Source organism: Aequorivita todarodis (assembly GCF_028561335.1).
Classification (GTDB): domain Bacteria; phylum Bacteroidota; class Bacteroidia; order Flavobacteriales; family Flavobacteriaceae; genus Aequorivita; species Aequorivita todarodis.
Window position 1 is genome coordinate 1 of the sequence record NZ_JAQQTG010000038.1, and the last position, 24,911, is coordinate 24,911.

Here is a 24,911-nt window from a genome sequence, read left to right on the forward strand (position 1 = left end):
GTAAAACTCCGCCCGGTAGATAGACTTCGGTACAACGAATTGGACGAAGCCTTCTTTTTGCAATACAAAGATATTAATTAAACAATTGAAAAATGATTAGGATTTGAACACAGTATCTTTGGGGTTTAACCTATCCAACAATTTTAAATGTAGCATTCAATTTTAAGGCCACAGTGTTTTCAAACGATGTGGTGTTTTTCACTTTCACTTCGCCATTTTCCTGAGTAATATCAATGGACAGCTGCAAATCGGGGTTTTTTTCTGGGTTGATAATGGCCATAAATTTTATGTTTGACGAAACGGCCAAAAACAAATTTTTCCCAGTTGCTTCCTCCGTCAATTCCTTTATAATCTGGATCATACAAACGCCCGGCATCACTGGGTTTCCGGGGAAATGACCTTTAAAAATAGCGTGATCCTTGTTTAAATGGACTTTTGCCAAAATTCCTTCGGCTGTGTTTTCCGTGGCGGTAACTTTATATAATCCTTCGATAAGCATATTATTCATTTTTAAATTTTTCCAAGTCTATCGTTAGCTTGATATTCTTGTGTTTTATGGAAATAAAATCTGCGATATTTCCTTCGTGGGAAGTAAAATCAATCTCCACTTTCTCCTTTGTTTTTGTGGTGTTTACGATTTTTTGAAGCTGTTCCGTTTCATCTTCCAAAAAATAAAAATTAAATCGGTCGCCACTTGTGGTTTTATAAATTCGATGATTTTCAGATTCATAAACCGCCAAAACCTGAGCTTTTTCGTTTACCAACAACCTAAAATCATCCTTTAAAATGTTGACGATAAATTTCTTATCCAAATCGTCCACTATAAAATGCTTCGTAAAAGTATCGCCTTCAAATTGAAAATCAAACAGTTTGCTGCCAAATTCGGTCGTAAAAACCACTCTGTGACTTTCGGGCCCCGTCTTTTTTATGATCAAAATCCCGCCGAAATTCTTTTTGTAAACCTCAATCTTTGCCTTGTAAACATAATCAATTTCAGGGTTTGAAAAATAAGGATTTCCAACCGCTTCTTTATTGAAGTGCACTTGTCGCAAGCCTTCCGTAGTCTTTAACGAACACGATGCCAAAGTGACAATTGCCAAGAAACTAATTGCTAAAAACCGAATCATTAATAGTGCTGTTTAACGTGCGATTGCTAAAAACAATTCGGGTAAAATCCTGCGAAGGCTCCACCATTTTTACTTCGTAAACCTGGGCGTCGTCTTTATTGAAAAGCAGTTCGAAAGAAGCTATATAACCCGCAATTTTTTTGTCCTTGGGAATAAAAACGGCTTTGTTATATTTTGGAGATTTAAAGAACGAGACCGTAAAATCGGCATCATTGAACATATTACCTTTTACGCTATTTACGATAAGCTGATTGAGTTTTTTAAAAAGTTTGCTGTTGCCAATATCCACCTTGCTTTTGGTGCCGCCGTCGTTGATGAGCAGTTGGTCTTCTTTAAAAATCACGCTGTATTGATACGGATTTGTGTATTCCCACTTCACCAGATTGGGCGCCTTAAAAACCATTTTTCCCGAAGTTTTTACGTCATCGGCCAAAAAATCGAGGTGTTTGTACTGCACAAAATCGGTTTTGATGGTCTTGGTGGTTTTGGCCGAAGCGATCACTTTCTCCTTAAAAGCCACAATTTCCGAAGCACTCATCGCAGTTTCCTGCGCCTGGATCGAGCTGCTAAAAGCAATAAAAAATAACATTAGAAAATAATTACGCATAGGCTTCAATTTCGAGCAAACGATCCACCGGAACCGACTGCAGTTTGTGCGGTGGCAAAGTTAACAATAACTGTTCCAATACGGCAACGGATTTTGCGCTGCTGTCGTGCAGTAGAATGATATCGCCCTTTTTTAAGTTGGAAGTGATACGCTTTATAATTTTTTCTTCGGAAATATTTGTAGTGTCAAAGCTGCGTTTGCTCCACCCGATTGAATAATGTCCCGTATTCTTCAATCCTTTTTTAATGTTCGGATTGGTTACGCCGAAAGGGGGGCGAAACAGTTTCAGATCCTTTCCGGTTATTTTTTTTAAAATTGAATTTGTTTGTCTTAATTCAGCAGCAACTTTTTCCGAAGAGAAAAACCCAAAATTTTTGGAATGTGAATAGGAATGATTGCCGATGGTATGGCCTTCTTCAATAATTTGACGGACTATTTCCGGATGCTTTTCGGCGTTTTTTCCTATTAAAAAAAAGGTGGCTTTTGCGTTGTAATTTTTCAGAAGCGCTAAAACTTTTGGCGTGAATTCTGGATTTGGCCCATCGTCAAAAGTGATGGAAATATGATTTTCCGAAGTTTGGTAATTGTGGTTTAGGGATTGCAAATGATAGTTCCATTGAATCTGGAATGAACCGATTGCTGTTATCAAAATCCAAATAAAAACGAACAAAAGATAGAGCCAAACCGGCACCTCCCCAAAAAACCCAAACAGCACCAGCAGCGAAAAAATCACCAAAAAAAGGGCGTTTATGGTATAGAACCTCAGCATTTTTTTAGCAGAACCAAACTGTGGTTTTGGCCGCGGTATTGGTTGTAGCACAAAACCGTTTTAATTTCGGAAGTATTGATTTCGTTGATTTTTACAATTTCGGGAACAGCTTGGGTTTTCAAGATTTTTGAAGCCAACCAAACCCCAAAAGCCGAAACTGTATTGTTTTCGCCCACCAAATGTTTGTAAAAAACCTGTTGGGTTTTATTAAAAATCCCCTCCGAAAGTTGGTCGTAAAAACCGTCAAAATCCACATCGCCGTTGTTTCCAAAAACTACAACGTCAATGTCGTTGGCCTTCAAATTATTTTCTTCCAATAAGTTTTCGATGGTGTCAGAAATCCTATCTTTTTGAAGGGTATTAAAAGTTTCCACGGCAACCAACTCGGCGTAACAGCTTTTTGTCTTTTCATTTGAAACGACAAAAAAATTCGCGCCTTCACTGAAAACAGCGCCCTCGGTTTTCGAGTGCAAAACTTCCGAAATTGAAACCGGTTCGGGTTTTATGTGGTTTATCAATCGATGCACTTTTGTGGTATGCGCGCCCAGTTCCTCCACACCGCCGACTAAAATATGTTCGGCTTCATCATTTTCAAGCTGCATTTTGGCATCGAGCAAAGCAGATTCAAAAGAAATCGCTGAATGCACATAAGTGAAATTATAAGCTTTGCACTCCATCCCCAAAGCAATCTGCCCGGCGACCGTGTTATGGGTGCTTTGAATGAAAGAGGTTGGCGTTAAATACTGCTCGTTGTTGTCAATTATGGCGCTCACAAATTTTTCGGAATCGATCATACAGCCCATTCCCGTTCCGGTGATGATGGCGTCCACGGTTTCAATTCCCGCTTCATCCATCGCAATTTTTGAAGCAACGACGCCCATTTTTATGCCCTTCGCCATTCTTCGGGCGGCGGCGGGCGGAATGTATTGTTTGTAATCGGGGTCTTGGGCGAAAATTACCGTGTCGTTATATTCGGTAATTTCATCCAAAAAAATACCGTTATCATACGTTTTTTGGGGCGAAATGGAAGCGATGCTGTTAATATATGTTTTTCGCATTTTTTGGAATTGCAGTTAGGGCTTTTGAGATAGTTAAAATTATTAGAACCTTTTTATTGACCTAAGACGATAAGACTTAAGACATAGGACGGGAAAAAGAGAATATAAGTAGTTTATTTTCAATCATTCCATTTTAGATTTTTTGGAAGGTTCATTTACAGGATGTGCCTTGGTTTTCATTTTATAAGGTTTCACTTTCTTTTTTTCTTTCATTTCGGCTTCCACTTCCTCGGCGGTCATTTCTATTATTTTGCCATTCCGTTCAAAAACGAAGGGTGTATTTTTGTATTTTTTGAATGCGATGAGTTTCTGAAAAGTCAAATCAAACCCCGCCCTTAATTTAGCTCTGAATTCTTCTCTTTCTTTATTTACGTCCATGATACTTTGCATTTAAAAAATTCCAAATCTTATCATTCTCTATTTTTTCCGAAAATTTCACTCTGTCTGCAACAATCTGATAATTTCCATTTGAATTATCAACAAACGTCCAAGAATCCACCAACGGTTTAAAGATACCGAAAAAGTTTTTCAAACCCTTTTCATAGCGCCTTATAATAATCTTTATTGGAATATCGTGCCCGCCCTCTTTAACTCTCTGTTTTACTCTTTTTATAGCAAGCTCGGGGGAATTCAAGTAGAAGAAAAGTAAGCTTACCTTGTATCCTGCTTTTTGGGCTTCCCCCACAAAATTTTTATAACTTTTGGTTGAAAGCGTAGTTTCAAAAGCGAAATCATCGCCACAATCTATCAATTCTTTTATCCGTTTGAGCATCAACCTGCCTGCTTGAAAGGAACTTTTATCGGGATTGAAAGGTGACAGTCCTTTTGCGATTTCATCGGCATTCACAAATTCATTGCAATTCAAAATCTCGGGCAAAATAGTGTAGGATGCCGTTGTCTTTCCAGCGCCGTTGCAACCCGCGATTATAAAAAGTCTTTTCATCTGTCTATAATATTTGTTCTTTAAAGGACATATGGAACATCCAGTCAGTGATTCCGCTGTGTCTTTGGAAATTAATCATAGATGTTTCATTGTGAATGCCCAAAGAGCAAAGATAACTTAATGTGAAGTTTTTTATTGAAATTACGCTTCCTTTGAAAATATAACCGTAGAGCAATTCCCACCAAAACCAAGGGAGTTTGAAAGTACGGTTTTCAATTCCTTTTGCTTCAATTCCGTTTGGGGAATCATTGAAAATTCCTTCATCGGGGTTTTGAAATTTAGGTTTGGAAAGATAACATTATTTTGAAGTGCCAAAACGGAATAAACCGCTTCAATTGCCCCAGCCGCCGCCAATGTGTGGCCCGTATATGCTTTTGTTGAACTGAATTCCGGCATTTCATCGCCAAAAATCCTAAGAATTGCTCTTCCTTCCGAAAGGTCGTTATTGCCCGTGGCTGTTCCGTGGGCGTTGATATAATCTATTTCCGAAGCTTTTAAACCTGCAACTTTTAGTGCTTTTTCCATCGCCAAAGTCGCGCCATCGCCATTATCGGAAGAAGCGGTTTGGTGAAAGGCATCGTTGGCATTGCCGTAGCCTTTTACGTAGGCTAACACTTTTTTGTTTTCGGCCTTTACAACTTCGTCGCTTTCCAAAACGAGGAATGCAGCAGCTTCACCTAAATTTAATCCTTTTCGGTTTTCGTCAAAAGGCGTGTTGTACGTATCGCTTAAAATCATCAAGGTTTTAAAACCGTTGATGGTAAATTTTGAAAGACAATCTGCGCCGCCCACTACAACGCGGTCCAATCTTCCCGATTTTATAAGCCGGGCACCAAGCATAATTGCATTTGCCGCGGAAGAACAAGCGGTACTAATTGTTGTTACCAAACTTTCCTCAATTCCCAATTGCTCCGCGATTTTCTGTGTGGAATCGCCCGCGTGGTGGCTTTCAATATATTTTTGGGTTTCTTTATCGGTAAGGTATTCGTAATAATATTTTTCGGTCATATCCATCCCGCCCACACTGGTACCGGAAACGATGCCCGTTTTGTATTTTTTGATGTCGGTGATTCCTGCGCTGGCAATCGCTTCTTTTGCGGCGATTACCCCGAGCATCGCAGTGCGGGAATAATTATTTTCCGGCGGAAGGTTTAATTGGGCAATCAATTCATCGTTGGTAAATTTCACTTCGCCAACCATAATTTCATCGCGCTGAATGGTCTCAATATTATCAACGCGCGTGATGCCCTTTCTTTTGTTTATGAGCGCGTCATAATTTTCCGCCACATTGTTTCCAATGGCAGAAATAATGCCCATTCCGGTTATGGCTATGCCTTTGCTCATATAATTAAGTATGGGGAAGACCTACAAGGAGGCCTCCTAATATAGAAAAGACCTACAAGGAGATTTTCTTTTTATGCTCCGCAAAAAGAAAATGACACCTTGCAGGTCAAAAATGTTTACTTCGTGCGGTGTTCCTCAATATAATCTGCCATTACCTGCACAGATTCAAAAATCTTTCTGCCTTCTTTTGGGTCGCTCAAACGGATGCCGTAATCTTTGTCCAGCATCACGATAAGTTCCAGGGCATCGATGGAGTCCAATCCAAGTCCGTCGCCAAACAGGGCGTCATCATCGGCAATGTCTGCAACGGCAACGTCTTCAAGGTTTAATTGTTCTATGATTTTTGCCTTTAATTCTTCTTTTAATTCGCTCATAATGTATTGTATAATCTGGTTATTTCTTCGGTTTTATGTTCAATTTCGCCATCTTTTTCAACTAAATATAAAAAAGCATCGTAGCTATTTTCGTCTAAATCTACCCAACCACAGAGTACTTTTTCGGCTTTACCGCTTCGCAATAAACTGTTGGCGTACAGTTGCAAGTGTTCCGCATTAAAGCGGTCAAAGATAAAAAAACTATTTTCAGAATACAGCCTGTGCTTGATACTTATCTCGCCCATACAAATATTGGGCAGCGTGTAAACAAAAACCGCCGGGCTGGGGAAATATTCCTCACTATTTTCAATAGCGGCTTGGTGTTTTCGGTCAGTGTCCAGACTGGAGGCTTTGTTTGAAAAAATTAAGGCGATATTATTCTCCTCTTCGCTTAAATTTTCACTTTTCAGCAAAACATCTGCCGCCAAAAAAGCGAGCTTGCTGAGATTGTCCATTTTGAAAAATTTGGGATAATCAGTTTGCAAAAATTTATATGCGTTTTTTATAAATGTCGGAAAATTTTCAGTTTGTGCCTCTTGTTCGTCTCCTTCATTATAAAGCAATTCCCCATTCATCCAAATGGATTGGTTCTTTATATTGCAATAGCTTTTTATGTGAAATTGTCCATCCAAAATTTTTCAATTTTTTCCCTCAAAAAGTCTCCTTCGGGGATTTAGCGGCTTTCTTTTCGCAGACCAGCATCGTGTGATATTCCCCCAATTGGATGTCTTCTTTGAGTTTTAAACCTGCTTTATCAATCAATTTTAAGAAAACACTGGCCGGATACATTTTACTGTTTCCGTTGGCAAGCACCGTAAAATAAAGCGAAGTTGCTTCCAAAATAAATTGCGAAGCGCGAAAGGCCTGTCGGTCCGTAAAAGTTTCAACAATCACCAATTCCGCATCGTCATCCATCGCATTTGCGCAGATGCTCAACACTTTTACTATTTCATCTTCAGAAAAACAATCCAAAAACTGGCACATCCAAATCAGGTCTGCGCCCTTTGGAATCTGCGGGTCATCCGAAAGCCAATCAATGGCGTGGCCCGAAATCCTGTCCTTAAAACCATTGCTTTCGGCATTGGCCAAAGCCATCTCCAGCTGTCCCGGCAAATCGACAATTTTCACCTGCACCTCTTCATTATAATTACAGCATTTAATGGAAAATTTGCCCGTGTTGCCGCCTATGTCGAAAAGGGTTTTCGGTTTTCTTTCAAATATTTTTTCCAAAGCCTCGCCAAAAATATCGTCGGAATAATGATGGTCAAAATCAAACCACGACTTTTGTTCGGCCGGTTTCAACTTTGAAAGCCCTTCGTAAATAGTTGGCCATTGGCCGAGTTCCTTTAACCCTTCCGGCTTTCCGGTTTTGATGGACTCGTTTAAATGAAACAAGCCTTTGTAACACACATCGTGCGCGAAATTGAGGTTTACGCTGGCCGTTTCGTTGTAATTCAGAAAATAGCCCACTTTGGTCAGTTCGTACTGTTCGGCATCGTTTTTACTGACAATATTTGAGGTTTGCGCTATTTCCAAAAGCACGCCAACCCCGTAGGGACTAAGGGAAAGTTTTTGTGAAATCTCTTCGGCAGTGGGCCCGCCCGTTTTGCGTTGGTCAAAAATATAATCGAGAATCCCGAGTTTCCGAAGCGAAACCGAAGCCTGAAAAACAAAGGGCGCAAAGGCAATCCGGTGCGCTTCTTCCAAAGCCTCAATGGCGTTCATTTTTTTAGTGGTTGTTTGCATTTATGGTTGGTTAGTTGTTTATTTTTCCAAAAATTACCGCTGTGTTGCAGCCTCCAAAACCTGAAGCTGTTTTCAAAAAAATCTGTAGGTTTTTGGGAGTATTATTTTTAATAATCGTTATTTTTTTTGAGACCCCAAGGTCGGAAAATCCTTTGGAAGAAAAAAGAATATTTTTCTCCATAAAGTGCATTCCCACAATAGTTTCCAACAGTCCCGAAGCGCCCAAAGTGTGGCCAAAATAGCCCTTTAAACTATTGAGCGGCACATTTTCCATTCCCAATCGGTTGAAGGCGATAGCTTCCATTTCATCATTAAAAGGCGTGGCGGTGCCATGTGCGGAAATATAATCTATTTGTGAAGCGCCCAAGTTTGCTTCTTTCAGCGCAGATTTTACACTTCTGAAAAGCCCTTCGCCCGTTCGCGATGGACCTGAAATATGGTTGGCGTCGTTGCAGGTGGCATCGCCCAAAATTGCAACGGCTTCTTTTGGAAGATTTTTTTCTTCGGAAGTAATCAACACACTGGCCGCAACTTCTCCGAGATTGATTCCTGTTCGGTTTTTATCATAAGGTTTGCAGGGCTCTGCCGATAAAGCTTGAAAAGAATTGAAACCCGAAAGAATAAACTTCGTCACCAAATCGCCACTGGTTATAAAAACGTGGTCATATTTTCCCTCGGAAATAAAACGCTTTGCAACCGAAATGGCCAAAACCCCCGAAACACAAGCGTTTGAAAGCACAATCGCTTCATTTTTAAAACCGAAAAAAAGTTGAATTGTTTTTCCCAATTCACTTAAATAGGCGCGACTTTCAAGAAAATTATTGCCTTTTTCGAGCACGTTAATATTTCCTTTTGTGGTTGAAATGATAAGTCCAACTTTTTCATTTAAAGGAATTTTTGAAGCATCGATGACTTTTTTTAAGGAAAGAATCAGCATTTGCTCCAGTTTCATATATTTTGAAGGGTCGCCAATTTTATTGAATTCACTTTTTATCACTTCCGAAGAAATCATCGAGGCGCAGAACGGTTCGGGCAAAAGGGAAGCATCATCAAATTTTCCAAGGCCCGATTTTCCTTTGGAAATATTTTCAACTACGGTTTCGCTGTCAAAACCGAGATTGCTTAAAATATTGTTATGTGAAACGAAGGTTTTGGCCATTGTTACAATCCCATTTTCTTTTTCCATTTTGCAAAAAACTCAGGTTTCGTCAACGAAAGTTCGCCCTGTTCGTTCAAAAAAACCTGAATGGTTTCGCCCAAACAGACCAATCTTCCCTTGGGGTCAAAAATGCGGTATTGAAAAATCATTTTTGCCGCCGGCGAGTCTATAAACGTGGTTTTTATGGTTGCCACATCACCGTAACGCAACGGCAGCTTGTGTTCGCAGGAAGACTTCACAATTGGGGAAGTGTAACCGTTAGCCTTCTGTTCCAAATACGAAATGCCGTGCTCGCGCCCAAAAGCCTCGCGCCCATCCTCAAAATACTGGATATAATTGCCGTGCCACACAATTCCCAAAGGGTCCGTTTCGGTGAAACGCACCCGGATTTCTGATGTAAAACTTATTTCCTTTTTATTGTCAGACGGCATTTTTTCTTCGGTTATAGATTATTGCTATTACGATTGTTGTGAGGAAGAACAACAATAATAACGAAATTTCGGGAAGGATTTTAACAAAACCCACATTTCTTAAAAATACATCGTAAAACGCTTCCAGGCCCCAGTTCATCGGGGAAATTTTGGAAACAAACTGCATAAATTTCGGCATTACGAAAACGGGTACCCAAACGCCACCGAGCGCCGCCAAAATAACCACCGAAGTGGCGCCAAACGGTGCTGCCTGTTCCTGTGTTTTTGCTACGGTGCCAATCAGCAACCCCAATCCTATCGCAGCAAGTCCAGAAAAAAGCGCGACTAAATATAGCATCGGCAACTTTCCGGAAACGTCAACTCCCGGGAGGCCGATTGCGGGAAAAAGAAAAATTCCCACGAGCAGCATCAACGTAAATTGAACGAGACAGACCGCGAGATAAACGATTGTTTTTCCGCCCAAAATGGTAGCATAACTTACCGGAGTGGTGCGCAAACGGACAAAAGTACCTTGGTTTTTTTCTTTTAAAAGGTTGATGGAAAGCGGAACAATGATGAAAAAAATGGCAAACAGCGTCCACGCCGGAACGTTGTGCTGTGCTGAGTTCGGGATGATTTCCTCATTGTTTTTTGTTGGTAGGATTTCCTTAAAGGCGATAAAGTTTTCAGTTTCGAAAATAGGTTCGGAATCGTCTTCGCCCAATTCCGTTTGAAAAGCTTTGTAAATACTTTGCGTTTCAATTTTCGAAATCATTTTGTCGATACCATTTTTCACGGAAGATTTAAAACTTACCTGCGTTGCGGGGTCAAAATACAAACGCACTTCCTTTTGTGGAATCGTTTCTTTTGCAACCGCCAAAGTGTCTTCTTCCAACCCGAATTTGGACAGAATTCCTTCCACATTTTGGTCCACTTTCTTTTGAAGCGAAGCGGAAAGATTTTCGGGAATCACAATGGCGAGTTGATATTTTCCAGAGAAAACAGCCTCCTTTGCCTCTTCCTCGGAAGATTTCTGCAGAATTTCAAACGAATTGGATTCGGAGAGGTTTTCGATGATGTTTTTTGAAACTTCACCTTTGTCATTATCCACCAAAAGCACGGGAATTTTTATATCGCTGATGGTTTTGAAGGTGCTATCCTGCACCAAAGTGATGACAATCAAAAGCAACAACGGCATTATAAAAAGAATCGCGATTCCGCCCAAATCGCGGATTAGCAAAAGCATTTCCTTATATGTTGAAGCCCAAAGTTTATGCATGGTCGCGAAGCGCTTTGCCGGTTTTTGCCAAAAATACTTCTTCAAGATTTTTGGCTTCGGGTTGGTTTTTTATTAATTCCGAAGGAACTCCTTTTACAATAATTTCCCCACGGTCAATAATGGCGACGTGGGTGCAGAAAAATTCGGCTTCGTTTAAATGGTGGGAGGTGTAAACAATGGTTGTTCCTTGTTTATTCAACAGTTTTAAATGGTCAATAATCACATTTTTGGATTGCACGTCTACACCAACAGTAGGTTCGTCCAAAAAAAGCACTTTTGGTTGGTGAAGTATTCCAGCAATCAAGTTTACGCGTCGCTTCATTCCACCGGAAAACGTATCGGTTTTTTTATTTGCGAATTTTGAAAGCCCCATTATTTTTAGATGTTCGTTAATGGAGTCTTTTAAAATTTCGCCTTTAATTCCGTACATACTTCCAAAGTATTCTAAATTCTCAAAAGCGGTAAGTGTCGGGTAAAGCGCGTATTCCTGCGGAACGATACCAATTAACTGTTTCAATTGGTTTTTGTGTTCTTTAAAGTTTAATCCATTTATCGTGAAAGAACCCGAAGTGGGCTTCAGCAAAGAAGTGAGCATGGAGATAAGTGTGGTTTTTCCCGCGCCGTTTGGACCGAGCAGGCCGTAGATTTCGCCTTCTTCAACTTTCAAATCAAGATTTTTAACCGAAAAGAATTCGGCGCCTTTGTATTTTTTTGAAAGTTGGTTTATTTGAATCATTTCACGTTATGTTAAAGCATTTCATCTTTACTCAGTTCTTTTTCAATCTCTTCGATAGATGGAAGCTTTGATTTCAAATTTTTGGGGATGGATTTTGTCAATTGATATTCTGCAACACCTATGGGCTGGGACATTCCACGCAAGGCGTATTCTGCCACCACCTTTGATTTTGATTTACAAAGTAAGATACCAATGGACGGATTATCTGTTTCGGTTTTTAATATTTCATCGACCCCAGAAAGATAAAAATTAAGTTTCCCAACATATTCTGCTTTTAATTCATTGGTCTTCAATTCAATTACTACAAAACATTTCAATTTAAAATGATAGAATAATAAATCGATATAATACTCCTTCTTGTCAATATTCAGAGGCACTTGTCTTCCCACAAATGAAAAGCCCGAACCAAGTTCAAGTAAAAATGAAGTTATGTGTTGTACCAATTGGTCTTCAATATCTTTTTCTACTGCTTTTTCCCTCAAATCCAAAAAGTCAAATTTATAGGGGTCTTTTAATGTTTCCTGAGCCAGTTCGGTCTGGATGGCATTTAAGGTATTTTCGAAATTGGATATTGCCTTTCCCTTTCTGCCATAAAAATCCAATTCAATTTGATGGCTTAATACAGATCGCGACCAACTGTTTTCTATGGTTTTGGCACTATAGAAAAGGGCCTCATCAATCGTTTTTGATTTTGATATAATCAGCAGATTATGCCCCCAAGGAATTTGTCCAACAAGCTGTTGGACTTTTTGATGTTCAACAGTTGCGGTTTGATAAAATTCGTACCATTGCTTCATTGAGAAAAGATTGCTCCTTGAAAAACCTTTTTGATTGGGAAATTCCAACTTAAGGTCGATGGATAATTTTTCAACCACAGAACTTCCCCATTTGGATTGATTGATTTTAAGAGAAATTTCCTTTCCCAAATCCCAATACAATTTGAGCAATTCTGTGTTAACAACGGTTGCGGCCTTCAACTGTGAGGACAAAATTTTTGCCTTTAGATCAGCAATCCACTGGAGATATTCAGATTGGTTTATTTGCATCATTTGTTATTACACAGAGTTGCGCAGAGGAGCGCAGCGTTTCACAAAGAAGGATTTTAATCCTTCGGATTCGGCTTTATTTTATCATTATTCCCCTATTAACAATTAACTCAATAATCATTAACTTCTTCACACCGCCTTTTTCAACTTCTTAAAAAACACCTTTTCCAAATCGGCAATATGGTCTAGCTGGTCAGCCACTTTGTTGTAACTATCGGTTTGGGCGCTACGGTTTTTGTAGATTCTGGAAGCTTCCAAAGCAAAATCGCGCCATAAATCGCCTATCTCGGTCATTTCTTTTGAAAGTTCAATTAAGTTTTCATTGCCTAAAAGTTTTCCGGCTTCCTGTAAAAATGCCGCATAAATATAACGGAAGCCGCCGCCGCCAGTACCTATTTCTTCCTGCATCCGCACCACTTGTCCTAAATAATGGTTTGCGGTTTTAATACCTTTTTTCTTTGGCCACTTTCGGATTAAACCAGCTATTTTGTGAATTCCTTTTACGCCAACATACGAAACTGGCGCGAGCATAGCTTTGCAAGTATCTTTAATTCCTTTCACGATTGCCTTTTCCAGTTCCAGTTTTTCGGGAAAGGAAATCGGGTAATACATATGCCCTTTTGGCGCAAAAGCACCTTTAGCGAAACGCACTTTTTCCAGTTCCTTTTCGGAAAGGGAAGTTACATCTTCCATAACCGGGTCACTAATTAAATAACGATTGCCCTCTTTTCCATAAACCACCATATTGTGGGCGTTGAAATGGAAACGGTATTCATCGGGAAAATACACCAAATTGTAAACCCCAACCTGCAACCCAACGGGATTGTTTTTTTCAAGATTTTCATCCAAACGCGCTTTTGCATCTTTTGGATTGCTGAACTTTTCGCGCTTCATTTTTACGCCTGTACGCTTTGCGAATTTTTTAAAAATATGTCCCGGCAAGGCGCGATAGGTAATTACTGGCGCATGATTTACTTTCAGCAAAGGGATATAACAAAACAACAGCCCGCTCCCAATTCCAAAAACCATGGGCTCACTAATGCTAAAACCGTTGTGCTTCATCAAGTTTGAAACTACGCCGTTTTCGCAGTGTGCAGATTGGTGGTGGGTGAAATCTATTATTGTTTCTGGTTTCAAGTTTCTGGTTTTTTTTGACCCCCGACCCCTAAAGGGGAGAGTTTTGGCTCCCGCCGCGGCGGACTGGGGTAATTTATTTTCAATTTTATTTATAAAACATTTAAACTCATAAACATATCGACTTTTCGTCTTAACCCCGACCCCTAAAGGGGAGAGTTTTGGCTTCCAAAGCGGCGGTCTGACGTAATTTGTTTTAAATTTATTTATAAACTTTTAAACTCATAAACATATAAACTTATCGACTCATCGACCCATCGACTTCAATTCTTCAATTGAAATCTCGAAGACCTCAGCATATTTGTTCAAAGTTTTATCGCTTAATTTTTTAAAAACCGAAGGTTTAAAGTGGCGTTTTACCTTCCATTGCCAAAAGCCAACGTAGCTTGCCAAAATGCCCACGTCCATTTTGTGGAGTTCCATATAATATTCTATGGGGCTGGTTTCGCCCGCAATTACACGCCTTTTTGCATCGGCAATGCGCTCTTTTATTTCCTCGATTGCATTGTTTAATGCTACGGTTTTTGGTTCCCAGCCTGTGCTGTTTTCGGTAGTGTATTCGCCATTATCATCAACGGCATAACAGAGTTCGCGGAAATTTGCGGATTCCAGATTGCTTTTGTCCTGTGGTACTTCCTTTTTCTTCATAATCAGACTTCATGGATTAAAAAATTCATGGTAGAAGATACAATTAATTTTTCATCGAGGAAGGTTTCGGCCTCAAGGCTGCACATTGTCATTTCGCCTGTGTCAAATCTGGAAAGGAGTTTTGCCTTTGTAACAATCGTTTCTCCAACTTTTGGAAGCTGAAAAATCTCTACTTTTTTGATGGCGCTTATGTAGCCAACCAATTTATTGCCTGTTCCCTCCAAATCGTCCTTTTCAAAAAAAGTTTGCCCGACTACGCCCGAAGCGGCTTGGGCAGCGTTTTCAATCAGCCCGGTTTCAGAGAGTTTTCCGTTATCCAAAAAAACGCAATCTTCTGTAATGTGGAATTGGGTGGAAACCGAAGCGTCGTCAATTTCGAGTACTGAAGTAACCATCAACATCGGCTCGCGATGCGGCAGAAAATTGGCAATGTCAATATTTGAAACGTCCTGAGCTCTCATCAATTGGCCAATACGGTTTTCATTTCGCTGGACGCTATAATTTTTCCATCGCATTCGGTTTCGGCAGTTACCAAAGTTACGCCCATTATATCGTGCAGCACATTTACCGTGGTTTTCAGTTCATTTCCAACAGAAGGAAGTTCGAAGATTTCAGCTTTTTTTATTGCCCCGATATAGCCCACGGGAGCATCTTCTTCCTTTAAAAAAAATTGATAGCCCGTATAAAGTGCCACGGTCTGCGCCATATGCTCAATCAAACCCGGCGCGGTAAATTTATTGTTTTCCGTAAAAATGTTTTCTTCGGAAATGGTCAATCCGGCAATAACTCTTTTATCCTCAAAGTGAAGCAATTTGTCCACCATCACAAACGGCGCTTTCTGTGGAATCAATTTTCCGATGAAATCCGTATCCGTTATTTTTTCGGTGAATTGATTCATTTAAACAACCGTTAAATAGGCGTACGAATATGCAAAACGTGCGCTTTCAGGCACTTGCAGAAATATTTTATCGCCCTTTTTCAGTTTTCCGGAATGTACCAATTCTTCCAGCATAAGATAGATGGAGCCAGCGCCCACATTTCCAACTTTCTGAAGGTTCAAAAACCATTTTTCCCAAGGTAAATGAAGGCCTTGACGTTCAATTTCGTTGTACAAATTTTCCTTGAAATAATAGGAAGAAATATGCGGCAGGTAGTAATCAATATCGTCCTCGGTGATGTTGTGCTTTGCCATGGCATCTTTCATGCTTTCCACACCTTTTTGAAGGATATTTTCGCCCAACAATTTCACGTCCTGCTTCATCGCAAAAAGCGACATTTTTCCCCAAACATCTGCTGGATATTCGCTCCAAGGTTTTAGGCTGCCATCTTCAAGTTTGTCGCCACCGGCATACATACAGGTTTCCAACTCAAAGGCGTAACTGTAACCTTCCATCCATTCAATTTTTAAAGAGGTTTCCCCCTTGGGCTCGCTCTCCAAAAGCATTGCGCCAGCTCCGTCAGACAGCATCCACCGCAAAAATTCTTTGTTGAAAGCAAGAATTGGGTGTTCCTCAATTTCCTTCAAATGTGCAACTTCATCCTCAAAAATATCAGACTTCATCCAAGAAGAAGTTCTTTCAGAACCTGTGCAGACCGCATTGTTCACCTGCCCAGACTTTATGGCCAGATAGCCATATTTCAAGGCGTTCATTCCACTGCAGCAAGCCCCGGAAGGCGAGTTGATTTCAAGGTTTCCGTTCTTTAAAAAACCGTGCACCATTGCGGCATGACTGGGCAAAATCTGGTCTGGACTGGAGGTGCCGCAGGACAGCAATTCAATATCGTTTTTGTTGAAAGTTTCATCACACAAAGCCTCAACTGCTTCCGCAGCAAGCTGTGCGTTGTTATGGGTTACGTTTCCATCTTTGTCGATAGCGTAATACCGTGTTTTTATTTGGTTGTTCCGAAGGATGATGCGGCGTGCTTTTGAGGTCTTTCCATTGATAACCCCAAGCTTTTCCTCCATGGCCTCGTTGTCCACGGGCTCGTTGGGCAAAAACTTCGCAATCCTTGTAATGTAAACGTTCTTCATTAATCTTGCTTTAATGCAACAGATGAATAATAGGCTTTGTCCCTTTGTATTTTACGGTACATTGGGATATAAGTGAGCAAAAATACAATAAATACTATTGGGGCTATAAGCCATATTGCAAATAACAAATAATATTTAAAATAAACGAGCCATTTCTTTCTTTCCTCGCCTTCTTTTTTAATTAAATGGTTCGCCCATTTTGTAAAAACCATATTTCCGCGAATATCGGTTGCTATTAGCGATGGGGCAACTTTTACGGCTCCCACGTCCAAAAGATTTTGCTGCAGATTTGAATATTCATTTTGAAGCAAAGCCTCTTTAATGGGAACTCCAAAACGGGAGGCTGCTTCAATATCTTTGTCCGACACTCCCGGTTTTGGGAAAATACCGAGCATTCTGGTTTTTTTACCGCCCATAAGCCAATGCACGATTGTGATAACGCTGATGTGGTTCAGGTTACGGTCCACCAAAGCAATGTTTCCGACCAATTTCGCATGGTTCGCAATTAATAGTTTCTTCACTTTTTCCTGCGCCATTATCCACATATTGCGGCTTGCGGAAACGGTTACCACGGGCGTATTTGCGAGCAATAATTTTGCCTCTTCAGATTTTAAAAACGAATTGATAGGGATGGAAGGCGTTAAATACCAAGTAGTGTAACCCAAAATAACCAAGTCGTATTTATTTTGAAGAATTTCTGATGGAATCGCTTCCAAAGGTGTTGGAATTTGAAGAAAGGTTTCCGGGAAAGCACCGTAAAATTCTTCCTGTTTCCACGGAAAGGGGAATTTTTTCTTCGGAAGTATTTCGCAATAGGAAATGTTAACTTTTTCATCTGAAATTGTCGTGGCAACATGCTTCAGAATATCAAAAAGCTGCCCGGTTTGGGAATAATAAATTATAAGTACTTCCTTCATATTTTCAGCCCTGTAGCTTTCAACAACTTTACAGGTCTAATTTAAATGTTTTTAAATGTTTGGTAAATTGCCAGATAAACCTACAAGGAGGCCTCTTCCGATAGCTCGGAATCGGCGACACCTTGCAGGTTAGTCGTCCGTTTCCCAAAAATCAAAATAGTTGAACCATTGCAACGGATATTTTTTCAGCATCCATTCCACACTTTCGGTATATTTTTTCAGCAACCCTTGCGCATCGCGATTTTTTACTTCCGCTTGACGGGCGTATAAATGATAGTGCTTGTTGGTTTCCTTCATTACATAAACGAACAAAACCGGCACGTTCAGCCTACTGGCCAACAAAAATGGGCCGGCGGGAAAATTTGCTTCTTTTCCCATCAACGATTCAGTCAATACTTTTTGGCCTTTCATATATCTATCGCCTGTAAAACAGACCAATTCGCCATTGCTGAGCGCATTGTTTATCTCAAAAATATGCGACATATCGTCTTTTACCAAAATAAATTTTACGTTGGAACGCAAGGTTACTTTTTCCATGTATTCCTTGATGTTTTGGTGCTCGGCATCGGTGGTTACAAGGCTTATTTGGGAACGGGTATCAATTTCCTCAAAAAAGAATTCGGCGATTTCAAAATTGCCCACGTGGGCGCTGATCATAATGCCCCCTTGCTTTTTGTCGAGAAGATCTATAATATTCTCGACGCCATCACATTCATGGGTAAACCTGTTTTGCAGGCCAGAGGAGATTGCGGCCTTGTCAATAATGGTCTTGCCAAATACATAATAACTTTTATAAATGCTGAAAACACTCTTGATCCAGGAATATTTCAGCCTCTTACGAAAATAGTAAAATATGGATCGGGTACTTTTTCCGGCGAAGAATACGTAATAAAGGGCAACGAAGTAAAGCAGGCCGTAGGCAGCGCGGACACCTAATTTTCTGATAAAAAATATAAAGATTTTATACCCTAAAACGGTTCCTTTGCTTTTGCCTTCCCATTCACCAGCCATAAATTAGTATTGCTATTTCAGGCGACTTTCTTTTCAATCAGGTCGTAAAAATCTTGAAGTGTAATAACATTAAGGAAATCCTCACCAGTCAATTTCACGCCAAAATTGGCCTCAATGGCAACTACCAAATCTACAAAATCCAAGCTGTCCAGCTCCAAAGTTTCCTTTAGGTTGGCTCTTGGTTCAATGTCTTCGGTCTCTACCTCAAACTCATCTACCAAAAAGTAGTTTATCTTCTCAACTATAACTTCTTTATTCATTTTTAATGTGTGCATTTTTTAATTATCAATGCGGAATTGGTTCCCCCAAACCCGAAAGAATTGGACAAAAATACATCAATTTTTCTATTTAACGTTTTGTTAACAAGGTTTAATTTTGAAGCCGCCTCATCCGGCGTTTCAAGATTGATATTTGGCGCTATGAAGGAGTGTTCCATCATTAGCATGGAATAAATAACCTCGCTTGCGCCAGCCATCCAACATTCGTGGCCAGTCATGGATTTTGTGGAACTTACAAAGGGTCCGTTTTCCCCAAAAACATCCGTAATTGCGAGCGCCTCATTTGCGTCGCCAACGGGTGTTGAGGTTGCGTGCGCATTTACGTAATCAATTTCCGCAGCTTGGATGTTTGCCTGTTCCAAAGCCATTTTCATAGCGCGGGCCGGGCCGTCAACATTTGGGGTTGAAATATGGTCGCCGTTTGAAGAAAAACCGTAACCAATAATTTCGCCCAAAATTGGCGCGCCTCTTTTTACAGCGCTTTCGTAACTCTCAATAATTAAAGTTGCCGCGCCACCGCTGGGAACCAACCCATCGCGGTCTTTATCGAATGGGCGGCATGCTTTTACAGGGTCTGCCTGTGTTGAAAAAACCCCGAGCCCGTCAAAACTGCCCATTGCCAGTTCATTAATCTCTTGGGCTCCACCAGAAATGATACAATCCTGCAACCCATTTTTTATAAGAAAATAGGCCATCCCGATGGAATGTGAACCGCTGGCACAGGCTGCACTTATTGTGAAATTAATGCCTCGCAATTTAAAAATGGTGGAAAGGTTCATCGTAACGGACGAGTTCATCGCCTTAAAAATTGCGCCCGAACCCACTAGGGTTGTATCCTTCTTTTCACGAATTTTATCTACAGATTCAATAACCGACTTTGCGGTGCTATCGTTTCCGTAGAGAATGCCCACTTCATTTTCGTCGAGAAATTGTTGGTCTATTTTAGCGTTTTTTAAGGCTTCAATAGTTGCGGCATAGGCGTAAGCGCCTTCTTCACCAAGGCTAACGCGTTCCCTGCGGGAAAGTTGGTCCTTCAAATTGGGTTCTTCCACCCAACCCGTTAAACAGGAACGATAGCCGAAATCCTTTCGCTTTTCGTCGCAAATAATTCCAGATTTCCCTTCATAAAGCGACTGTTTCACTTCCTGCAGGTTTTTGCCGATGCAGGAATAGATGCCCATTCCGGTTATTACTACTCTTTTCACTTCTCCTTCATTTTAAGAATAAATCCCTCCATTAATATTAATAATTTCCCCGGTAATATAGGAAGCTTTGGGCGAGGCCAAAAAGCTCACCACGTGGGCTACTTCTTCTGCTTCGCCAAAACGGTTGGCCGGTATCATTTTTTTCAGTTCCTTTTCGTCAAGTTCAGCAGTCATATCACTTTTTATAAATCCCGGAGCCACTGCGTTAACAGTAATATTTCGTTTTGCAACTTCCTGCGCCAGTGCCTTTGTGGCGCCGATAACCGCTCCTTTTGCCGCGGAATAATTTACCTGGCCGGGAGTTCCTTTTAACCCTGAAACCGAAACCATATTTATAACCCTTCCGTATTTATTTACCAATAATTTTTGGATTAACGCATTGGTAACATTGTAAAAACCGTTCAAACTGGTGTTTATTACGCTGTGCCAATCGTCAGGTTTCATCCACATAAACATCCCGTCCTTGGTGATTCCAGCATTGTTAATTATGACTTCAATGATAGCATCTTTATTGGCTTCATGCCATACGTCAAATGCCTTATTAACAGCTTCGGCATCGGTAACGTCAAACTGGATAATTTCGCCTTTGCCGCCGAGTGCCTCAACTTCTTTTAAGGTTTGTTGGGCAGCATCTTTGTTGCCGTTGTAATTTATAAGAAGGCTGTAATCCAAATCTTTCGCCAATTGAATACAAACTGCGCGGCCAATACCTCGTGAACCTCCTGTTATTAGTGCGTATTTCTGTTTCGTTTTTTTATCTTCCATTTAATTTTTTCTCACAACTTTTTACTGCTAACTGCTTCTGCCCACTGAATACTCTTTTATATTCTATTTTGAAGTATCCACAAACACCTCAGCATTTTGGTGCCATTTGCCAACTACTTGACCTTTTTCATCTATAAAACCCCATTCCTTGTTTTTCTTTACACGGGCAAGACCATTTTGAAATCCCTTTTCGGATCCGCTTTGTAAAAATCCAAACATTCCTATAGATATGTCATATTCCATAGGAATTACAAGCTTTCCAGATTTATCGATAAAACCCCAAAGTTTTTTCTCTTTTACTGGAGCCAGACCATTATCTGCAAAAATCTCGGCGTCTCTGTATTTGGCGTCGATCACTTTTTCACCTTTTTCGTTGATAAAGCCCCATTCCTTTCCTTCATTAAAAGGAGCAAGACCTGCATTAAATGCACGAACCTTGTCATAACTTGGCTGAATTACCCATTCTCCCTTCCCATTAATGAAACCCATTTTCTTATTGCTTCGCGCGTAGGTTAGCGAGGAATCATTGGTAAAATCCCAAATTTTGTCCACCCCGCTGATTGGCGTAAATGTTCCGTTAACGAGCACGCCAAAGCTATCGCCTTTTCGTGCCCAAATACCATTTTTACTGTAATCGCCTATTTCATCATATTCTGCGGGTACAAATACCTCGCCTTTTTTGTTCAGCAATCCCCAAGTTTCACCATTTTGGAATTTCGCATAGCCATTGTTGAAACCTTTTATTTCATCATATTTTGGCTCCAAAATCGTTTTTCCGCTGGTATCCATCAAACCAATTTTTTCACCGTCGCGTATAATGGCAACACCGTCGTCAAAATCGTAATATTTTTCCCTTACAGGTGTATCTAAAGTTTCACCTTTCGAGTTTATATATTTCCATTGGTCGCCCTGCATTACCAGCGCATAGCCAGAATTGAATGCTTTTACCCTATCATATTCGGGCTGGATAACCCATTCGCCGGAAGTATTGATAAAGCCCCATTTTTTGTCTTTCATAGCAGCGGCAAGTTTCCCTGAAAAACTATCTGCCTTTTCAAATTGTGGCTGGATGGCGTACTCACCCGTTTTGTTGATGTAGCCGAACAAATCATTGTCGCGCACCAAAGCAAGTTCCTGTGCAAAAGTTGCTGTTGCGCCCATTAAAAGAATAAGTGCGAAGGAAAAAATTGTTTTCATAATTATATAATTTTTTGAGTTAGTTGAGGAGAGTCGAACAATTTACAAAATTATTCCGTTCTTATTTTGAAGAATCCATCAAAAATTGTTTCACCTTATTTACGAAGGGATACATTGCAACATCTTCCTTAAAAACTGGGACGATTGCACGAATTTCATCATACATTTTTTTGGTTTCGGAAGAAACGCCGTCCTGCACCTTTAGATATTCAATGGCTTGAACGATGGTTATTAGCTCAATGGCAACCACTTCAAAAGCATTTTCAATTACTTTTTTTGTAATAAGCGCCGCATTGGTGCCCATACTTACAATGTCCTGATTGTCATTGTTGTTCGGGATACTGTGCACGTACATGGGGTTGCTGAGCATTTGGCTTTCGGCGGTTGTGGAAGTAGCGGTAAATTGAACGCCCTGCATTCCAAAATTCAATCCAAGTTTTCCCAAATTCACAAAAGGCGGAAGTATATCGTTCAATTTTGAGTTCAATAAATAGTTCAATTGGCGCTCGGCGAGCATCGTCATTTTTGCAACCACTATTTTCAGCTTGTCCATTTCAAGGGAAACATAATCGCCGTGGAAGTTTCCGCCGTGATATACATTTCGTTTTTCAACATCCACAATCGGGTTGTCGTTTGCTGAATTTACTTCTTCAATCAATATTTTTTCAACGGAATTGAGCGTGTCCAAAACAGGTCCCAAAATTTGTGGTACGCAGCGAAGCGAGTAATATTCCTGTACTTTTTCAACAAACACCTCTTCGTTTTTTGAACCGTTGTACAAATGGTGTTCGCGCTTGCGGGTAAGATTGCTGTCCTTTAAATGACTGCGCATCATTTCGGCAATTTGGCGCTGGCCCTTGTGTTTTTTGGTTTCGTTCAATTCAAACGAAAGATGGTCGTCATATGCTTTTACAATTTCATTTATGGCAGATGAAGCTTTAATCATCCAATCCATAATTCGTTTTGTATAAAGCACGTTTACAACGCCAATTCCCGTCATTACTGACGTTCCGTTCATTAAAGCCAATCCTTCGCGCAGCTCCACTTTTATGGGTTGAAGGTTTTCTATTTTGAAAACTTCTTCCGTATTCCTGCGCGCTCCTTTGTAAAAAACTTCGCCTTCACCAATCAACACTAACGCCAAATGGGCAAGCTGCACCAAATCGCCGCTGGCGCCCACACCACCGTGTTCATATATAAGTGGAATAATATTTTTGTTGAGCAATTCGCCCATCAATTTAATGACGGAAGGATGAACCCCACTGTTGCCAAGGCTTAGCGTGTTCATTCGCGCAAGCATGGCCGCACGAACGTATCGTGCCGTAATTGGATTTCCGGTTCCCGAAGCATGGCTGCGAATTAGATTATACTGCAACTGGATGCGTTCGTCGTCCTTTATTTTGTACTGCGCCATCGGGCCGAAACCTGTGTTGACACCGTAAATAATTTTATTTTCAGAAAATTCTTTCAGAAAGTCGAAACTGTTTTGAACTCTTTCTATTATATCTTTGTGAAGTTGGACGGACTCGTTTTTGAAAATGATTTTATCAAAATCGGCTGTTTCCAGTTTTCCTTGTAATGTTGGCATTTATAGTTGAATCAAATGTTCTATTAAATAATTTGGTAACTTTAGAATGCAAATTTAGAATTTTTTAACTATCTATATCTTAATAATATGAATGATATTGCTGTTGATGTGTTAATTATTGGCGCAGGACCTTCTGGCTGCGTTGCTTCTTCCTACTTAAAAAACAACGGAATAAGTTCCAAAGTGGTCGAAAAAAGTAAATTTCCGCGCTTCGTGATTGGTGAAAGTCTCTTGCCGCGCTGTATGGACCATTTTGAGGAAACAGGACTCTTGGATTGTTTGATGGAACAGCAATTTGAAATTAAGGCAGGAGCCCGATTTTTGAAGGATGATATTGTGTGCAATTTCGATTTTTCGAAAAAACACACCCCGGGCTGGGATTATACTTGGCAGGTTCCGCGGGCAGATTTTGACCATACGCTTGCCAAAGAAATAGTGAAAAAAGGCGTGGATGTTTCCTTCGGCCACGAAGTTACTGCCGTGGAATTTGACGAAAAAGGCCATTCCACAACAACCGTTAAAACCGAAGAAGGAAACGAATATAAGATCCGCGCAAAGTTTATTATTGATAGTAGTGGGTACGGCAGGGTTTTGCCGCGACTGCTGGATTTGGACAAGCCTTCTACCCTTGAAGCAAATTCCGCAATCTACACACATGTGAAAGAAACCGAACGCCCCGAAGGTGTAGAGGGAACGCTTATTACCTTTGATGTGGTGAAAGATGAAGTTTGGCTTTGGGTCATTCCTTTTTCAAACGGAAATACGAGCATTGGCTTTGTGGGGCCAACGGAGTTTATTGAATCTTTTAAAGGGACAAATGCTGAAAAACTTAAGGAAATGCTTAAAATCTCTGACTATTATTATGATAGACTCAAGGATTTGGACTTCCTTTTTGAGCCACATATTATCAAAAATTATTCAAAAGCCGTAAAACAACTTTACGGAAAAGGCTATGCCCTTACGGGAAATAGCGCTGAATTTTTGGATCCCGTTTTTTCCTCGGGCGTTACCTTTGCCACGGAATCGGGCGTGAAAGCTGCCAAACTAATAACCAAAGAATTAAATGGCGAAAAAGTGGATTGGGAACAAGATTATACGGGCTATATCATGAAAGGCGTAGATGTTTTTAGGACTTACGTTAGTGAATGGTACACCGGCAATCTTCAGAAAATATTTTTTCACCGTCCCGAAAATCCTATTATTAAAGAGCAAATTTGTGCTGTACTTGCCGGTTATGTTTGGGATGAGACCAATCCGTTTGTAAAAAACCACAACCGTCTTGTAAAAACGGTTGCGAAGGTTATTGATATGGAAAATGAACGGGCATTGTTGTAATTGTAGAATTAAGGCATGCCTTAATTCTACAATTACAACCACCGATATTAAATCAATAACGGATGTTAAAAAATGAAAAGAAGCCGTCTCAATAATCTAATTGGGACGGTTTTTTATTTTTTGGTTGATGGCGATGATTTTTTGGTAATTTTAAATTTAGACGCAAAGTTGGCCTTTCTTAGGCACTTTTCTTTCTTAAATTG

The 24,911-nt window shown here is 40.3% G+C and carries 29 protein-coding genes; 1 reads left to right on the top strand and 28 read right to left on the bottom strand.

Annotated features, from left to right (window positions below):
• Positions 1–130: 130 nt before the first annotated feature.
• From POV26_RS10860 to flxA, 28 genes are all read right to left on the bottom strand, one after another.
• Positions 131–499, bottom strand: a complete 369-nt coding sequence (locus POV26_RS10860; RefSeq protein WP_272856521.1) for an ApeI family dehydratase — start codon at positions 497–499, stop codon at positions 131–133.
• Position 500: 1 nt separating this feature from the next.
• Positions 501–1,127, bottom strand: a complete 627-nt coding sequence (gene lolB2 / locus POV26_RS10865; RefSeq protein WP_272856496.1) for a flexirubin biosynthesis protein LolB2 — start codon at positions 1,125–1,127, stop codon at positions 501–503.
• The gene (lolA2, locus tag POV26_RS10870; RefSeq protein ID WP_473087626.1) at positions 1,105–1,734 is read right to left on the bottom strand and encodes a flexirubin biosynthesis/transport protein LolA2; all 630 of its coding nucleotides are present in this window, start codon (positions 1,732–1,734) and stop codon (positions 1,105–1,107) included. The genes lolB2 and lolA2 overlap by 23 nt, the downstream gene beginning before the upstream one ends.
• Complete coding sequence (locus POV26_RS10875) at positions 1,727–2,503, bottom strand: polysaccharide deacetylase family protein (RefSeq protein WP_272856498.1); 777 nt, start codon at positions 2,501–2,503, stop codon at positions 1,727–1,729. The genes lolA2 and POV26_RS10875 overlap by 8 nt, the downstream gene beginning before the upstream one ends.
• Entirely contained in the window at positions 2,497–3,561 is a 1,065-nt protein-coding gene (locus POV26_RS10880) for a beta-ketoacyl synthase N-terminal-like domain-containing protein (protein ID WP_272856499.1), read from the bottom strand. Before POV26_RS10880 ends, POV26_RS10875 begins: the two co-directional genes overlap by 7 nt.
• Before the next feature lie 123 nt (positions 3,562–3,684).
• Entirely contained in the window at positions 3,685–3,939 is a 255-nt protein-coding gene (locus POV26_RS10885) for a hypothetical protein (protein WP_272856500.1), read from the bottom strand.
• A complete protein-coding gene (locus POV26_RS10890; RefSeq protein ID WP_272856501.1) occupies positions 3,926–4,504 on the bottom strand; it encodes an ATPase in 579 nt (192 codons plus the stop codon). The genes POV26_RS10885 and POV26_RS10890 overlap by 14 nt, the downstream gene beginning before the upstream one ends.
• 141 nt (positions 4,505–4,645) lie before the next feature.
• Complete coding sequence (locus tag POV26_RS10895; RefSeq protein WP_272856502.1) at positions 4,646–5,848, bottom strand: beta-ketoacyl-[acyl-carrier-protein] synthase family protein; 1,203 nt, start codon at positions 5,846–5,848, stop codon at positions 4,646–4,648.
• 116 nt (positions 5,849–5,964) lie between these two features.
• Complete coding sequence (locus POV26_RS10900) at positions 5,965–6,222, bottom strand: phosphopantetheine-binding protein (protein ID WP_272856503.1); 258 nt, start codon at positions 6,220–6,222, stop codon at positions 5,965–5,967.
• Positions 6,219–6,854 (bottom strand): 3-oxoacyl-ACP synthase, encoded by a 636-nt coding sequence (locus POV26_RS10905; protein ID WP_272856504.1) that lies wholly within the window; start codon positions 6,852–6,854, stop codon positions 6,219–6,221. The genes POV26_RS10900 and POV26_RS10905 overlap by 4 nt, the downstream gene beginning before the upstream one ends.
• Positions 6,855–6,873: 19 nt before the next feature.
• Complete coding sequence (locus POV26_RS10910) at positions 6,874–7,968, bottom strand: class I SAM-dependent methyltransferase (RefSeq protein ID WP_272856505.1); 1,095 nt, start codon at positions 7,966–7,968, stop codon at positions 6,874–6,876.
• Positions 7,969–7,978: 10 nt separating this feature from the next.
• Positions 7,979–9,127: a beta-ketoacyl-[acyl-carrier-protein] synthase family protein gene (locus tag POV26_RS10915; RefSeq protein WP_272856522.1), complete on the bottom strand. Its 1,149-nt coding sequence runs from the start codon at positions 9,125–9,127 to the stop codon at positions 7,979–7,981.
• A 2-nt stretch (positions 9,128–9,129) separates the two neighbouring features.
• Positions 9,130–9,558, bottom strand: a complete 429-nt coding sequence (locus tag POV26_RS10920) for an acyl-CoA thioesterase (protein ID WP_272856506.1) — start codon at positions 9,556–9,558, stop codon at positions 9,130–9,132.
• Positions 9,548–10,816 (bottom strand): ABC transporter permease, encoded by a 1,269-nt coding sequence (locus tag POV26_RS10925; protein ID WP_272856523.1) that lies wholly within the window; start codon positions 10,814–10,816, stop codon positions 9,548–9,550. Before POV26_RS10925 ends, POV26_RS10920 begins: the two co-directional genes overlap by 11 nt.
• The gene (locus POV26_RS10930; RefSeq protein WP_272856507.1) at positions 10,809–11,552 is read right to left on the bottom strand and encodes an ABC transporter ATP-binding protein; all 744 of its coding nucleotides are present in this window, start codon (positions 11,550–11,552) and stop codon (positions 10,809–10,811) included. The genes POV26_RS10925 and POV26_RS10930 overlap by 8 nt, the downstream gene beginning before the upstream one ends.
• Before the next feature lie 11 nt (positions 11,553–11,563).
• Positions 11,564–12,601, bottom strand: a complete 1,038-nt coding sequence (locus POV26_RS10935; protein ID WP_272856508.1) for a PDDEXK nuclease domain-containing protein — start codon at positions 12,599–12,601, stop codon at positions 11,564–11,566.
• A 126-nt stretch (positions 12,602–12,727) separates the two neighbouring features.
• A complete protein-coding gene (gene darH / locus POV26_RS10940) occupies positions 12,728–13,735 on the bottom strand; it encodes a BtrH-related acyltransferase DarH (protein WP_272856509.1) in 1,008 nt (335 codons plus the stop codon).
• A 243-nt stretch (positions 13,736–13,978) separates the two neighbouring features.
• Positions 13,979–14,380 (bottom strand): flexirubin biosynthesis protein DarG, encoded by a 402-nt coding sequence (DarG, locus tag POV26_RS10945; protein ID WP_272856510.1) that lies wholly within the window; start codon positions 14,378–14,380, stop codon positions 13,979–13,981.
• Between the two features lie 2 nt (positions 14,381–14,382).
• Positions 14,383–14,895, bottom strand: coding sequence for a hotdog family protein (locus tag POV26_RS10950; RefSeq protein ID WP_272856511.1), 513 nt, complete (start codon positions 14,893–14,895; stop codon positions 14,383–14,385).
• Entirely contained in the window at positions 14,841–15,278 is a 438-nt protein-coding gene (locus POV26_RS10955) for a hotdog family protein (protein WP_272856512.1), read from the bottom strand. Before POV26_RS10955 ends, POV26_RS10950 begins: the two co-directional genes overlap by 55 nt.
• The gene (darB, locus tag POV26_RS10960; protein ID WP_272856513.1) at positions 15,279–16,412 is read right to left on the bottom strand and encodes a dialkylresorcinol biosynthesis protein DarB; all 1,134 of its coding nucleotides are present in this window, start codon (positions 16,410–16,412) and stop codon (positions 15,279–15,281) included.
• A complete protein-coding gene (locus tag POV26_RS10965) occupies positions 16,412–17,329 on the bottom strand; it encodes a flavodoxin family protein (RefSeq protein ID WP_272856514.1) in 918 nt (305 codons plus the stop codon). Before POV26_RS10965 ends, darB begins: the two co-directional genes overlap by 1 nt.
• 129 nt (positions 17,330–17,458) lie before the next feature.
• Positions 17,459–18,340, bottom strand: coding sequence for an LpxL/LpxP family acyltransferase (locus tag POV26_RS10970; RefSeq protein WP_272856515.1), 882 nt, complete (start codon positions 18,338–18,340; stop codon positions 17,459–17,461).
• A gap of 17 nt (positions 18,341–18,357) precedes the next feature.
• Positions 18,358–18,600 (bottom strand): acyl carrier protein, encoded by a 243-nt coding sequence (locus POV26_RS10975; protein ID WP_272856524.1) that lies wholly within the window; start codon positions 18,598–18,600, stop codon positions 18,358–18,360.
• 2 nt (positions 18,601–18,602) lie between these two features.
• A complete protein-coding gene (locus POV26_RS10980) occupies positions 18,603–19,823 on the bottom strand; it encodes a beta-ketoacyl-[acyl-carrier-protein] synthase family protein (protein WP_272856516.1) in 1,221 nt (406 codons plus the stop codon).
• A gap of 12 nt (positions 19,824–19,835) precedes the next feature.
• Positions 19,836–20,588, bottom strand: a complete 753-nt coding sequence (gene flxB / locus POV26_RS10985; protein ID WP_272856517.1) for a flexirubin biosynthesis SDR family reductase FlxB — start codon at positions 20,586–20,588, stop codon at positions 19,836–19,838.
• A gap of 63 nt (positions 20,589–20,651) precedes the next feature.
• Positions 20,652–21,785: a WG repeat-containing protein gene (locus POV26_RS10990; RefSeq protein WP_272856518.1), complete on the bottom strand. Its 1,134-nt coding sequence runs from the start codon at positions 21,783–21,785 to the stop codon at positions 20,652–20,654.
• A gap of 61 nt (positions 21,786–21,846) precedes the next feature.
• The gene (gene flxA / locus POV26_RS10995) at positions 21,847–23,373 is read right to left on the bottom strand and encodes a flexirubin biosynthesis tyrosine ammonia-lyase FlxA (RefSeq protein ID WP_272856519.1); all 1,527 of its coding nucleotides are present in this window, start codon (positions 23,371–23,373) and stop codon (positions 21,847–21,849) included.
• An 87-nt stretch (positions 23,374–23,460) separates the two neighbouring features.
• On the opposite strand from flxA, the gene POV26_RS11000 reads away from it, so the two are divergent.
• Positions 23,461–24,708, top strand: coding sequence for an NAD(P)/FAD-dependent oxidoreductase (locus POV26_RS11000; protein WP_272856520.1), 1,248 nt, complete (start codon positions 23,461–23,463; stop codon positions 24,706–24,708).
• Positions 24,709–24,911 lie beyond the last annotated feature (203 nt).

Excerpts from the sequence above, each read along its gene's own strand:
- lolA2 (WP_473087626.1), bottom strand. The coding sequence starts at position 1,734 with ATGCGTAATTATTTTCTAATGTTATTTTTTATTGCTTTTAGCAGCTCG.
- POV26_RS10910 (WP_272856505.1), bottom strand. The coding sequence starts at position 7,968 with ATGCAAACAACCACTAAAAAAATGAACGCCATTGAGGCTTTGGAAGAA.
- POV26_RS10955 (WP_272856512.1), bottom strand. The coding sequence starts at position 15,278 with ATGAATCAATTCACCGAAAAAATAACGGATACGGATTTCATCGGAAAA.
- POV26_RS10875 (WP_272856498.1), bottom strand. The coding sequence starts at position 2,503 with ATGCTGAGGTTCTATACCATAAACGCCCTTTTTTTGGTGATTTTTTCG.
- DarG (WP_272856510.1), bottom strand. The coding sequence starts at position 14,380 with ATGAAGAAAAAGGAAGTACCACAGGACAAAAGCAATCTGGAATCCGCA.
- POV26_RS10895 (WP_272856502.1), bottom strand. The coding sequence starts at position 5,848 with ATGAGCAAAGGCATAGCCATAACCGGAATGGGCATTATTTCTGCCATT.
- POV26_RS10990 (WP_272856518.1), bottom strand. The coding sequence starts at position 21,785 with ATGAAAACAATTTTTTCCTTCGCACTTATTCTTTTAATGGGCGCAACA.
- POV26_RS10970 (WP_272856515.1), bottom strand. The coding sequence starts at position 18,340 with ATGGCTGGTGAATGGGAAGGCAAAAGCAAAGGAACCGTTTTAGGGTAT.
- POV26_RS10930 (WP_272856507.1), bottom strand. The coding sequence starts at position 11,552 with ATGATTCAAATAAACCAACTTTCAAAAAAATACAAAGGCGCCGAATTC.
- POV26_RS10890 (WP_272856501.1), bottom strand. The coding sequence starts at position 4,504 with ATGAAAAGACTTTTTATAATCGCGGGTTGCAACGGCGCTGGAAAGACA.
- POV26_RS10975 (WP_272856524.1), bottom strand. The coding sequence starts at position 18,600 with ATGAATAAAGAAGTTATAGTTGAGAAGATAAACTACTTTTTGGTAGAT.
- flxA (WP_272856519.1), bottom strand. The coding sequence starts at position 23,373 with ATGCCAACATTACAAGGAAAACTGGAAACAGCCGATTTTGATAAAATC.
- POV26_RS10860 (WP_272856521.1), bottom strand. The coding sequence starts at position 499 with ATGCTTATCGAAGGATTATATAAAGTTACCGCCACGGAAAACACAGCC.
- POV26_RS10880 (WP_272856499.1), bottom strand. The coding sequence starts at position 3,561 with ATGCGAAAAACATATATTAACAGCATCGCTTCCATTTCGCCCCAAAAA.
- lolB2 (WP_272856496.1), bottom strand. The coding sequence starts at position 1,127 with ATGATTCGGTTTTTAGCAATTAGTTTCTTGGCAATTGTCACTTTGGCA.
- POV26_RS10920 (WP_272856506.1), bottom strand. The coding sequence starts at position 9,558 with ATGCCGTCTGACAATAAAAAGGAAATAAGTTTTACATCAGAAATCCGG.
- POV26_RS10915 (WP_272856522.1), bottom strand. The coding sequence starts at position 9,127 with ATGGCCAAAACCTTCGTTTCACATAACAATATTTTAAGCAATCTCGGT.
- POV26_RS10900 (WP_272856503.1), bottom strand. The coding sequence starts at position 6,222 with ATGAGCGAATTAAAAGAAGAATTAAAGGCAAAAATCATAGAACAATTA.
- POV26_RS11000 (WP_272856520.1), top strand. The coding sequence starts at position 23,461 with ATGAATGATATTGCTGTTGATGTGTTAATTATTGGCGCAGGACCTTCT.
- POV26_RS10965 (WP_272856514.1), bottom strand. The coding sequence starts at position 17,329 with ATGAAGGAAGTACTTATAATTTATTATTCCCAAACCGGGCAGCTTTTT.
- POV26_RS10950 (WP_272856511.1), bottom strand. The coding sequence starts at position 14,895 with ATGCGATGGAAAAATTATAGCGTCCAGCGAAATGAAAACCGTATTGGC.
- POV26_RS10935 (WP_272856508.1), bottom strand. The coding sequence starts at position 12,601 with ATGATGCAAATAAACCAATCTGAATATCTCCAGTGGATTGCTGATCTA.
- POV26_RS10925 (WP_272856523.1), bottom strand. The coding sequence starts at position 10,816 with ATGCATAAACTTTGGGCTTCAACATATAAGGAAATGCTTTTGCTAATC.
- darB (WP_272856513.1), bottom strand. The coding sequence starts at position 16,412 with ATGAAGAACGTTTACATTACAAGGATTGCGAAGTTTTTGCCCAACGAG.
- flxB (WP_272856517.1), bottom strand. The coding sequence starts at position 20,588 with ATGGAAGATAAAAAAACGAAACAGAAATACGCACTAATAACAGGAGGT.
- POV26_RS10885 (WP_272856500.1), bottom strand. The coding sequence starts at position 3,939 with ATGGACGTAAATAAAGAAAGAGAAGAATTCAGAGCTAAATTAAGGGCG.